Annotated in this window: 9 protein-coding genes; 5 read left to right on the top strand and 4 right to left on the bottom strand. The window is 59.2% G+C overall.

What is annotated here, in order from left to right; all coding sequences use genetic code 11:
• Positions 1-39: 39 nt before the first annotated feature.
• Complete coding sequence (locus tag WCA10_RS00425) at positions 40-771, top strand: lysozyme inhibitor LprI family protein (RefSeq protein WP_472820500.1); 732 nt, start codon at positions 40-42, stop codon at positions 769-771.
• Positions 772-798: 27 nt separating this feature from the next.
• Here the strand turns inward: WCA10_RS00425 and hslU are convergent, their stop codons facing one another.
• The 3 genes from hslU to WCA10_RS00440 all read right to left on the bottom strand — a co-directional run bounded on the left by hslU (position 799) and on the right by WCA10_RS00440 (position 4,295).
• The gene (hslU, locus tag WCA10_RS00430; RefSeq protein WP_472820501.1) at positions 799-2,301 is read right to left on the bottom strand and encodes an ATP-dependent protease ATPase subunit HslU; all 1,503 of its coding nucleotides are present in this window, start codon (positions 2,299-2,301) and stop codon (positions 799-801) included.
• Positions 2,302-2,315: 14 nt separating this feature from the next.
• Positions 2,316-2,885, bottom strand: coding sequence for an ATP-dependent protease subunit HslV (hslV, locus tag WCA10_RS00435; protein ID WP_472820502.1), 570 nt, complete (start codon positions 2,883-2,885; stop codon positions 2,316-2,318).
• Between the two features lie 132 nt (positions 2,886-3,017).
• Positions 3,018-4,295: an amidohydrolase family protein gene (locus tag WCA10_RS00440; RefSeq protein WP_472820503.1), complete on the bottom strand. Its 1,278-nt coding sequence runs from the start codon at positions 4,293-4,295 to the stop codon at positions 3,018-3,020.
• A gap of 140 nt (positions 4,296-4,435) precedes the next feature.
• Between WCA10_RS00440 and WCA10_RS00445 the strand changes: the two genes are divergently transcribed.
• The 4 genes from WCA10_RS00445 to WCA10_RS00460 all read left to right on the top strand — a co-directional run bounded on the left by WCA10_RS00445 (position 4,436) and on the right by WCA10_RS00460 (position 10,564).
• The gene (locus WCA10_RS00445) at positions 4,436-5,980 is read left to right on the top strand and encodes a M16 family metallopeptidase (protein ID WP_472820504.1); all 1,545 of its coding nucleotides are present in this window, start codon (positions 4,436-4,438) and stop codon (positions 5,978-5,980) included.
• A 113-nt stretch (positions 5,981-6,093) separates the two neighbouring features.
• The gene (locus tag WCA10_RS00450; RefSeq protein ID WP_472820505.1) at positions 6,094-7,536 is read left to right on the top strand and encodes a M16 family metallopeptidase; all 1,443 of its coding nucleotides are present in this window, start codon (positions 6,094-6,096) and stop codon (positions 7,534-7,536) included.
• The gene (gene glmU / locus WCA10_RS00455; protein ID WP_472820506.1) at positions 7,533-8,963 is read left to right on the top strand and encodes a bifunctional UDP-N-acetylglucosamine diphosphorylase/glucosamine-1-phosphate N-acetyltransferase GlmU; all 1,431 of its coding nucleotides are present in this window, start codon (positions 7,533-7,535) and stop codon (positions 8,961-8,963) included. Before WCA10_RS00450 ends, glmU begins: the two co-directional genes overlap by 4 nt.
• Before the next feature lie 356 nt (positions 8,964-9,319).
• Entirely contained in the window at positions 9,320-10,564 is a 1,245-nt protein-coding gene (locus WCA10_RS00460; protein WP_472820507.1) for an HD domain-containing phosphohydrolase, read from the top strand.
• A 289-nt stretch (positions 10,565-10,853) separates the two neighbouring features.
• Here the strand turns inward: WCA10_RS00460 and WCA10_RS00465 are convergent.
• The coding region (locus WCA10_RS00465; RefSeq protein WP_472820508.1) for an SLBB domain-containing protein at positions 10,854-11,580 on the bottom strand (727 nt) is incomplete at its 5' end.

An 11,580-nucleotide genomic window follows, 5' to 3' on the forward strand; every position in this document is an offset into this window, starting at 1 on the left:
AAACTTGCCTAGATTCCGATGGGGAGCACCATGCGACCGGTGGCAATCTTGCTTGTGGTTTCGTTTTCGTCTGCCTGTGTCGGTGGGCAGGAGCCATGCAAATTTGGATATGCGTCGGAAAAGGCAGCATCTCAATTGGATGATCCGTTAAAGCAAGCTCCGACCTGCAGCACGGCTGCAGACATTCTCTCGAAGTGTGCGTGGGGGTCAAGCGCCGACGTCGGATTTGCGTCGATCGTGCTCGACAAATGCGAGAAGACGCTGTTACCGAAACTGACCGCCGCAGGAAAGCAGCGCTACCAGAGAGAGCGCGAACTGTGCGCCTACGAATATTCGGGGCAGGAAGGCACGCTGTATCTCTCCGCAGAAGCTATGTGCGGTGTATATGTGGCACTGCGTTTTGAAGAAAAACCTTCACTTGCCGAGGAGCCAGCGCCGCGTGCAAGCTTCGATTGCGGCAGGGCATCAACTTCACTTGAGAAGGCGATCTGCGCGGATGACAAGCTCGGGCGGGCAGACATAGTGCTTGAGAGAGCCTATCGGCCAGTATTGCGATCGATGACAGCAAAAGAGCGGCCGCTTCTCATTCGACAGCAACGAATCTGGCGCAATCAGGTAGAGAGCAAATGCGGTGTGGGGAAGAATCCGTTGACCGCGCTCGAACGAGAGTGCGTGCAGGAACAGTTCGAGAAGCGCTTCATGGAGTTGGATGCTTGCGGGGCCGGTGGACCGGAAGAATGTCTGCATGAGGAGCCAGACAACAAGCAATAAGCTAGTCGTCCGGCGAACGCTCTCGGCCTACAGGATATACCGGCTGAGGTCGTTGTCCTTGACGACCGCAGCGACCATCTGGCGCACATATTCGGGAGAGATAGTAAAGACCTTTTCCGGACCGGAGGCGGTCATGCGTTCGGTGTACGGAAGAGGAGCGATGGCTTCGTTGGCGCCATCCTTGGTAAGCGCGGCGGCTTGCTCTGCGTTTCCGGAATTGCGGGCTACGTCGGGAGCAAGGTAGCTGACGTCTTCGAGCACACGCTCCATGATGGTGTGGAGGCGGCGGGCGCCGATGTTCTCAGTCTGCTCGTTGACCTTGAAGGCGAATTCAGCCATCTCGCGCAAGGCTTCGGGATCGAATTCGAGGCGCACGCCTTCGGTCTCAAGCAGAGCGGAATACTGCTTGGTGAGCGAAGACTTTGGCTCGGTGAGAATGCGGAGAAAATCTTCGGCAGTGAGCGATTTGAGCTCGACGCGAATGGGGAAGCGGCCCTGGAGCTCGGGAATGAGGTCGCTGGGCTTGGAGACGTGGAAGGCGCCGGCAGCGATGAACAGGATGTGATCGGTGCGCACCATGCCGTAGCGGGTGTTGACGGTCGTGCCTTCGACGATCGGAAGGATGTCGCGCTGGACGCCTTCGCGGCTGACGTCGGGGCCGTGGCCGCCTTCGCGACCGGCGATCTTGTCGATTTCATCCAAAAAGACGATGCCGTTGGATTCAACGCGCTCGACAGCGACGCGATTGACCTGGTCCATATCGATGAGACGGCCTTCTTCTTCCTGCACGAGGTAGTCGAAGGCATCGGCGACTTTCATTTTGCGTTTCTTTGAGCCGCCGCCAAAGATATTGGGCAGCATGTCCTTGAGATTCATCTCCATGTCTTCAAGGTTCTGGTTGGAGATGATGCCGAACTGCGGCGAATTGCGCTCGCGGACGTCGAGTTCAACGGTGCGGTCGTCGAGTTTGCCTTCCCTGAACTGCTGGCGGAGCTTTTCGCGGGAACGGTGATAGCTGTCGGAGCCGGGGAGTGTGAGCTGGCCTTCCTGTGCGGGCGGTGTGGCTGGCGGTGGAGGCAGAAGGATGTCGAGGAGGCGCTCCTCAGCATTCATCTCGGCCTTGTCTTCCACTTCTTCGAGGCGCTCTTCGCGCACCATGTCGATGGCGATTTCGACGAGGTCGCGGATCATGGATTCGACGTCGCGGCCGACGTAGCCGACCTCGGTAAATTTCGAGGCTTCAACCTTGAGGAAGGGCGAGTTGGTGAGCTTGGCGAGACGGCGCGCGATTTCAGTCTTGCCGACGCCGGTGGGCCCAATCATGATGATGTTCTTGGGCATGATGTCGTCGGCGATATCGGGCGGAAGCTTTTGGCGTCGCTGGCGATTGCGGAGCGCAATGGCTACGGCGCGCTTGGCCGGGCGCTGACCGACGACGTGCTTGTCGAGCTCGGCGACGATTTCGCGCGGGGTCAGCTCGTCAAGCGAGAGGTCCTGTTCTTCGGCGGATGCGGGAAGGTAGATGGCCATGGGTGCGAGGGACCTTACCCCTTCAACTCCTCGAACGTGATTCTGTCGTTGGTATAGATGCAGATGTCGGAGGCAATCTTCATGGCCTTGGCGGCAATTTCATGGGCGTCGAGTTCGGTGTTTTCCATCAGAGCGCGCGCGGCAGCGGTGGCGAAGCTTCCGCCGGAGCCGATGGCGGCAATGGGCTCGTCGGGATCGATCACGTCGCCGGAGCCGGAGATCAGAAACGTCTGGGCTTTATCGGCGACGACGAGCAGGGCTTCGAGGTTGCGCAGCATCTTGTCGGTGCGCCAGTCTTTGGCAAGCTCGACGGCCGCGCGATTGATATTGCCGGCGTACTGCTCGAGCTTGGTCTCAAAGCGGGTAAACAGGTTGAAGGCGTCGGCGGTCGATCCAGCGAATCCGGCGAGAATCTTCTCCTGGTAGAGGCGGCGAATTTTCTTGGCCGAGTGCTTGAGGACGTGGTCGGCCATCGTGACCTGCCCGTCGGCGGCCATCACCACCACTCCGTTGCGCCGCACGCAGATGACGGTGGTGGAGCGGATGCGGCGGTGGTTGGCGGCGGATTTTTGAATCTTGCTCAAAGACAAATCCTTATAAAAACAAGACTCCCGGCAGGCCGAAGCCGCCGGAAGCGCAGTATTCAGTATAGGGCATCGATCTAAACCCACTCATCGCGATACAGCCGCGATGAATGGGGCACAAACTGGCGGAATCTATCGCTGCCAAACCACCCTTCCTGAACGCACGACGGCATGGACGCGGGAGAAGTTTGTCGGGGTATTGGCGGGGTCTGCGTCGAGGATGGTGAGGTCGGCGAGCTTGCCGGGAGTTACCGTCCCTTTGGTGTCGGAGACGCCCATGCGCGCGGCGGGATTGGTGGTGAGCATCGCCAGCACCGTCTTCCAGTCGAGACCGCTCCGGCCGAGTTCGACGAATTCTCCTTCGGTAGAGTAGTCGGTCATGTAGCCGACGTCGGTTCCGAAGAGCAGCGTGCCGCCGAGCTGGTGAAACTGCTGGACCTCGGCGCAGATGGGGTCCATGTAGTGCGGATCGGTGGTGACGGTGGTGGTGAACATCTTGAGGGTGGGAATCATGGCCATGTTTTTGCCGATGGCCGTGCTGAGGAGTTTTGCATCCACTCCCCGAGTGTCGTCGGCGGCATGCGCCAGCACATCGACGCCGCTGTTGATGGCGACCTCAACACCCTCGAGATTGGAGGGGTGGGCGAAGACAAGCTTGCCGTTCAAGTGGCTCTCGGTAACCGCGGCTTGGGCGATGTTCAAGGGCATGGGCAGCACGTGCCCGCGCTGAACCCATGAGCCGGTAAAGAGCTTGGTGACGTCTGCGCCCGAGGCGAGGTTGCGGCGAACGATTCTAGTGGCGTCCTGCGGGGTCTCGGGTTGCGGCAGCAGCTTCACCATCCACCAGGGCATGGATTCGCGCAGGTAGAACGGAGCGCCGTGGGGCGGATAGAGTGCGGTTCCAGCGGTGTAGATGTAGGGGCCGGTCAGCTCGCCTTTCTCGATGCGGCGGCAGATGGAGAAGGTGTCAGCAGGATTGGAGCCGAGATCGATGACGGTGGTGAAGCCGCGGCTCAGGAACATGTCGGCGAGCTGCGGATTGAGGGTGGCAGCGGATTTCCAGTTGGCCATCGACCACTTGGGCTCGGTGAAGTGGACGTGGGTGTTCCAGAAGCCGGCGGTCACAACGCAATGGTCGCAGGGGACGATGGTGGCGTCGGCGGGAACGGCGACCTGGTTGCCGACCGCCGCAATGAGGCCGTCATGAATCAGAACCGTGCCGTCGTCGATGGGCGGAGCGGTGGGCGAGACGTAGATTTTGGCGTGTTCGATGGCCAGCGTGCCTTTGGGGAGTTGGAGTGGGGGATGCGATCCATGGCGGGGATAGAACTCAATCAGCCAGATTGCGGCGCAGGCAACGACAAATAGAATCAACACCGCAGAAAAGAGACGAAAAAGCCATCGACGCATAAGGAGACCTCATCCGTTAAGAGATCATACGCAGGGCACGCGCGACGGGTTCACGGCAATCGCGGTTTGACGCCGCCAATCACGCCAAACTAGCTTGGATGCAGGGGCGAGCGCGTTCTGGACCCCACGGAGGAGTAACGATGCCAAGGAACTTGCCGGGACGGCTGGCGGTGGCAGCCGTTTTTGCGGCCTTGTTTTCAGCATGCCTGGCCAGCAGGGCGCAGGATCTGAAAAGTTTTGAACAGCGGATCACGACGAAAGTGCTGCCCAATGGACTGACGATTTTGATTTGTGAGAGACCGGAAGCGCCGGTCTTCAGCTACATCACGTTTGTGGATGCGGGCGATGTGGACGATCCCGCAGGCGAGAGCGGACTGGCGCACATGTTTGAGCACCTGGCGTTCAAAGGGACTAGCCAAATTGGGACGAAGGACTATGCCGCGGAGAAAGTGGCGCTGGCGAACGTGGAAGCAGCCGACGACGCGGTCGAAGCGGAGAAACGCAATCCCAAGGGAAGCAACCCCGAAAGGCTGAAAGAGCTGGAAGCGGCGTTCACCAAGGCGCAGGCAGCAGCGGAGAAATACGTCGTTCCGAACCAGTTCACCGATGTGGCGGAGCGCAACGGCGCGCATGGTCTTAACGCTGAAACCGGGCAGGATCAGACGATGTTTTTCTGGTCGATGCCGGAGAATCGGCTGGAACTTTGGGCGTGGCTGGAGAGCAGCCGGCTGGCGGATACGGTTCCGCGGGAGTTCTACAAGGAGCGCTCGGTGGTGCTGGAGGAGCGGCGCATGCGCACCGACTCAAACCCGGAGGGCCGGCTCTTCGAACAGTTGGCGGCAACGGCTTACGTGGCTCACAACTATGGGCGCAGCGGCATAGGCTGGCCGAGCGAAGTGAGCCAGATTACGGCGTCGGAGGCGATGGCTTTCCACAAGAAGTATTACGTAGGATCGAACATCGTGATCGCGGTGGTGGGCGATGTAAAGGCCGCGGAGGCGATGCCGATCCTGGAGAAATATTTCAACAAGGTACCTGGCGGGCCGAAGCCGCTGGAGATGACGACGGTTGAGCCGAAGCAGTTCGCGGAGAAGTCGGTCGTCATCCACGACCCAAGTCAGCCTATCTATCTTGAGTCGTATCACCGCCCGAGTTATCGCAGTCCCGACGATGCCGTGTATGACGCGATCAGCGATATTCTGTCGAACGGCCGGGTGTCACGCTTATATCGGAGTCTTGTTCGCGACCAGCAGATTGCCGCTGAGGCTGCGGGCTTCAGCAATTTTCCCGGAGATAAATACCCCAATCTCTTCACATTTGGCGCGGTCCCTCTGCCCGGCCATACCGATGCGGAGATGGCAACAGCGATCCATAAGGAGATTGAAAAGCTGAAGACAACCGATGTTACCGATGCGGAACTTGCCATGTACAAGACACGCGCGCGCGCAGATCTGCTGCGCGGACTCGCAGACAACCAGGGCCTGGCGAATGCTCTGGCCGAGTACCAGACGCGCTACGGCGACTGGCGCGAGCTATTTCTGCAACTTGATCGCGTAGACAAGGTGACGAAGGCGGATATCCGGCGGGTTGCCAAGCAGGTGTTTGTGGCCTCAAACCGGACTTCGGCTGAGATTGAGACGCAGGCTCCGGCAGCGCCGGCGAAGAACGACGGAGGCGCAAAGTGAAGCTCAACAGTGGACAGTGGACAGTGAACAGTGAACAGTTGGGCTCTGAGCACGGCGCACAAGTACAGTTCTGCCCATCCAAAACTACCTTTTGGAGAATCGCTTTCATCAACGTGACACTTCTGTTGCCGCTTGTTCCGGCTCTTGCTCCAGCACAACAGAGCAAACCATGGGAGAAGATTCCTATTCCGCCGCTGCACGCGTTCAAACCGCAGCAGCCGAAGCGAATCGAATTAAAAAACGGCATCGTGCTCTTCCTGCAGGAAGATCATGAACTGCCGTTTGTTTCGGGGTCGGTCTTGATTCCCGGAGGTTCGCGCGATGAGGACCCGGCGAAGTGCGGGCTGATCGATCTGTACGGACAGACGTGGCGGACGAGCGGCACCGAGAAGATGAGCGGCGACGCGATGGACGATCTGCTGGAGTCGAAGGCAGCGCACATTGAAACCGGAGGAGACGACGATTCGACGGCAGTCTCGTGGGATTCGCTGAAGGCGGATACGAACCAGGTGTATGACCTGGCGATGGATTTGTTGTTCCACCCGAAATTTGACGAACAGAAGCTGCAGTTGGCGAAGCAGCAGGATGCGACGGGGATCGTCCGGCGCAACGACGACGAGGGGCAGATAGCCGGGCGCGAAGCCGCAAAGCTGGTGTATGGAGCGGACAGCCCGTACGCGCGGCAACCGGAATTGTCGACCATCGCGAAGGTCACGGTAGCCGATCTGCAGGCGTGGCACGACCACTCGATCGGCGGCAAGCTGATCATCAGCGTGAGCGGCGACTTTGACTCCGCCGCGATGGAAGCCAAGCTGCGGACTACGTTCGAGGGCTTGCCCAAGGCGCGACCCAACCCAGCGCGGCATGAAGTGTTTCATGGGCCGACTCCGGGCGTTTACTTCATCGATAAGGAAGACGTGAACCAATCGGATGTTGAGATCGTGGGGCTGGGCATCGACCGGCACGATCCAGACGTGCCGAGCATTGCAGTGATGAATGACGTGTTCGGCGGCGGATTTACCAGCAGGCTCTTCCAGAAAGTGCGCACGCAGCTTGGTCTCGCGTACGAAGTTGGAGGAGGGCTGGGGTTCGGCTGGGATCATCCGGCTACGTTTCAGGCGGTGGTGCTGACGCAGAGCGCAACTACAGTCGATGCGATTCAGCAAACCTACAAGGTGCTCGACGGGTTGACCACGCAGCCGTTTACCGAGGAAGAGCTGAAACGCGCCAAGGACAATATCCTGAATTCGTTCCTGTTCCTGTATGACACCAAGGACAAGGTGCTCGCGGAGCGGGTGCGGTTGGAGTTTTACGGATATCCGCCGGATTATCTGGAGACTTACAAGGCAGCGCTGGAGAAAGTGACTGTCGCCGATTTAAATGCGGCAGCGAAGAAGTACATTCATCCGGACAAGTACGCCGTGCTGGTGGTTGGCAACGGTCCGGACATCAAGCCGGGACTGGATGAACTGAAGATGGGTCCCGAACACAAGATCGACATCACGATACCCGGCGCGCCAGGCAGCAAGGGCGGCGGGGCGGAAGGACAAGAGTGAGCAAGGAAGCGGGCAAGCAAAAGCGGTCGACGCCGAAGCTGGCGGTGGTAATCATGGCAGCCGGCAAAGGGACGCGGCTGAAGACACGCCGGCCGAAGGTACTGCATGAGGTTGGCGGCAAGCCGCTGTTGAGCCACGTGATTGCAACCGCAGGCAAGCTGGCGGATGCCGAGAATATCTACGCGATTGTCGGGCACCACGCGGAGCGTGTGCGTGAAGCCGTGGCTGGAACCGGTGTGCGCTTCATCGAGCAAAAGGAACAGCGCGGAACGGGGCACGCCATTCAATGCGCTCGCGAAGCGATCTCAGGGTACGAACACATCCTGGTTCTTTCGGGAGACGTGCCGCTGATCCAGGCGGACACGCTGCAACACTTGATGACGGTTCACTCGGCGGAAGGCGCTGCGATGACGATTCTAACCGCGGTGCCGGATGATCCCACGGGGTATGGACGAATTATCCGCCGCTCGCCAGACTTTTCAGAAGTGGACGCGATTATCGAGGAGAAGGCCCTGACGCCCGCGCAGAGGTCGATCAGGGAAATCAACTCCGGCATCTACGCGTTCAAAGTTGGGCCGCTTCTCAAGTATCTCGACAAACTCAAGAACGTCAATGCCCATGGCGAGTTCTACCTCACCGACATGGCTGCACTTCTGCATGGAGCCGGCGAGAAAGTCGCGGCGCAGAAGGCTGCCGAGGCGGCGGACGTGCTGGGCGCCAACACCATTGCCGAACTTGTCTTGCTCGACGCACGTATTCGCGCGGCAACGGCCAATCGCCTGATGGCTGCGGGAGTCACCATCTTTCGGCCGGAGACGTGCGTGATCGATGCCGAAGTGCAGGTTGATCCGGATACGATCATTGAGCCGTTTGTGCAACTGCTGGGCGCGACGCGGATCGGCACGGATTGCCGGATTCGCTCCTATTCCGTGATTGAGAATTGCGCGCTGGGCAAGAATGTGCTGGTTCTGCCGGGCTGCGTTCTGGGTGAAAGCACGGTCGCCGATGGAGCACGGATTGGCCCGTTCGCGCACCTGCGGCCGGGAAGCGAGATTGGACAGGACGCGCACGTCGGCAACTTCGTGGAGACGAAGAAAGCGAAGCTGGGCAAGGGCGCGAAGGCCAATCACCTGAGTTATCTCGGCGATGCGGAAGTGGGTGCAGGCACAAATATCGGTGCGGGCGTGATTACGTGCAACTACGACGGAGAAAAGAAGCACCTCACGCGCATCGGCCAGGGATCGTTTGTGGGAAGCGATTCGACGCTGGTCGCGCCGATCGAGATCGGAGACGGAGCGTACATTGGCGCGGGCTCGTGCATTACGCGAAACGTGCCATCCGGAGCACTGGCCGTGGGACGATCGAGACAGGTGACCAAGGAAGGCTGGGCGGCGGCCCGACGCGCGCGCAAGGAGGAGCAAAAATAGAGAGGTGAGGACGCGTCTCGGAAATACTGATTCCCGGATTGGGATTTGGTTCACACTTTTGTGTACGGTAGCGTACAGACTCACCGAAAATCTATAGCACTTTAGTACTTTGGTACTTTACCGAGAAGGACTTGCGCCGCTGCCCTGGTAAGCGTAAGTTTTTGTTACGTTCTCAGGGTTTTACAAGTTTGTGCGTTGAAATAAATGAGGGGAGTCCGATCCCAATCCCTCCGCGGGAGGTTTCCGCCGTGAATCTTCGGAAATCTCCTATTTGTCTTACGCCCTCGCGACGATGTATCTCTCTAAGGAAGAGAGCTTTCCTACTGTGAGAAATGCTGGTACCTAAATTAAGAGGATTGCCCCGCCGCAGATGGACTGAGCACTGGCGGGAAACCGGGAAGGATGCGGGTGTGGCGTCGAAGCTGCAAGGGCAGGACGCATCCCCGACAGCGTGGCTTGTGGCGAGCGCGGACACCCGCACGAGCATGAAACCGCGCAAGGCAGCGCGCATCCTTGTGGTGGATGACGAAGCCCATGTTCGCTCGATGATCTCAGCAACCCTTGAGCGCCAGGGATACGAGGTCCTGGTGGCATCAGGAGGGCGCGAAGCCCTGGAAGCAATCGACCAAGGCGGCTTTGAGCTGATCCTGACCGACATCGTGATGCAGGAAGGCAACGGACTCGCCCTGCTTGAGCGCATTCACACGCAGAATCCAAATCTGCCGGTCATCATGGTCACGGCCATTCACGACATCAGTGTGGCGATCGATTCGATGCGTCGCGGCGCCTACGATTACCTTCTGAAGCCATTCGAACGCGAACACCTGGTGGCCACCGTGCAGCGCGCGCTTGAACATCGGCAGGCATTGCAGGAGAGCCGTACCTACCAGCAGAACCTGGAACAGGTAGTAAGGGCTCGAACCGAGATGCTGCGCCAGGCGATGGAAGACCTGGAACACTCGTACGACGTGACACTCGAGGCGCTGGGCGATGCCCTTGACTTGAAGGACTCCGAGACGGAGGGCCACTCAAAGCGCGTTACGGCTTATACGATCGCGCTGGCCCGGGCGATGGGCATCTCGCCTGCGGAGATCAAAGTGATTGCGCGCGGCGCCTTTCTCCACGACATCGGCAAGATGGCGATTCCCGACGAAATTCTGCGTAAGCCCGGCAAGCTCAGCCCGGAAGAGCAGGAGGTGATGCGCGAACATTGCGCGCGCGGCTACCAGATGCTGCGCAAGATCCCTTTTCTCGCCGAAGCCGCCGAGATCGTCTTCACACACCAGGAACACTACGATGGAAGCGGTTATCCAAGCGCGCTGAAAGGTGGGGTCATCCCGGTGGGCGCGCGCATATTTGCGGTGGCCGATACGCTCGACGCCATCACCAGCGACCGGCCTTATCGCCAGGCGCGCACCTTTGACGCAGCACGCGAAGAAATCATCCGCTGCTCCGGGACGCAGTTTGATCCTGCCGTGGTTGAGGTCTATCTCAAGATTCCGAACGAACTCTGGCTTGAGCTGCGCTCTGAGATCACCGGCCAGAACCGGCAATTCTCAACGTTCGATATCTCCCACCCGCTGGGATCGCCGAGGGACTAGGCGCGAGAAGCGTTCTTCCCGGATGAATATCCCGCACTAAATCTCGTAGTGCTGTCCGGCGGGATTGATCCTTTCCAGTTGATCGCTTGATTGAACTGAGCTACCCGTTTTTGATTTGGGATTCTTCCGCAGGCGATTGCAAAGAGAGATAGGTGTATCGCCGGGCGCTGAAGATTGAAGCGTACGGCTGTCCCACCCAGGCACGGTCGGTTTCAATTTCCATTTGTTCCCACCGCTTCGGGGCTGCGAGGGCGATCATTCATCGTCGTAGAGATCTCTGGACACAACCCTACTTAATAACGTTGATCGCCGCAGCGCCCAGTGCAAACTGCGAGAACACCTGCGACCAATCGAGTACGCCTCGCAGGGCTGACGGTTTGAACGTCTTTTCTGGAACTACGACCGTATCTCCGGGATTGAGACGAAGATTTGCGAATTCGTTGCCCCAGACCTTCTTCACGGTGTCGCGACTTATAACATCGCCGTTGGCACGGATGATGAATTCCTGCTTTCGGTCCGCGTCCCTATTGGGACCACCGGCCTGCAGCAGGTATGCGCCGACGCGGCGCCCCTTCAAATACAAAAAGGAGTTCTGGTTGTATACCGCGCCAATTACGCTTACGACTGCGGGAACCGGCGGAATGACGAAGCGGTCGCCATTCTCCATCGTCATATCAGGGAGGCTGCCCGTGCCGACGCTGTCGGGCTTGAGCGTCAAAACGATTCTCCCGGTGGCGCGGATCTGGCGAAGCGCGGAAAGCAAATCGCGCTCGCTGCTCTGGGCGGCCGCGCCGCTGGCGATGTCCTGCGGAGTGGAGGTGGCAGAAGAAACCAGCGCGAGGTTTGACCGCTGAATGCGCATCTGCAAGGTCTGCACGTACTCATCGATACGGGCTTGTTGCACAGAACGGACTGACTCGCGGGTGAACTCTGACCCGTAGAGATAGGCTTTGGGCGAAATACCGCCGGCGCGTTCCACGAGTTCCTGCAGGGTTTCGTCCGGCCGCACAGAGTAC

The organism is Occallatibacter sp. (assembly GCF_049582745.1).
GTDB lineage: Bacteria > Acidobacteriota > Terriglobia > Terriglobales > Acidobacteriaceae > Telmatobacter.

Coding starts and splice junctions, on each gene's coding strand:
- WCA10_RS00440 (WP_472820503.1), bottom strand. CDS start 4,295: ATGCGTCGATGGCTTTTTCGTCTCTTTTCTGCGGTGTTGATTCTATTT.
- hslU (WP_472820501.1), bottom strand. CDS start 2,301: ATGGCCATCTACCTTCCCGCATCCGCCGAAGAACAGGACCTCTCGCTT.
- WCA10_RS00445 (WP_472820504.1), top strand. CDS start 4,436: ATGCCAAGGAACTTGCCGGGACGGCTGGCGGTGGCAGCCGTTTTTGCG.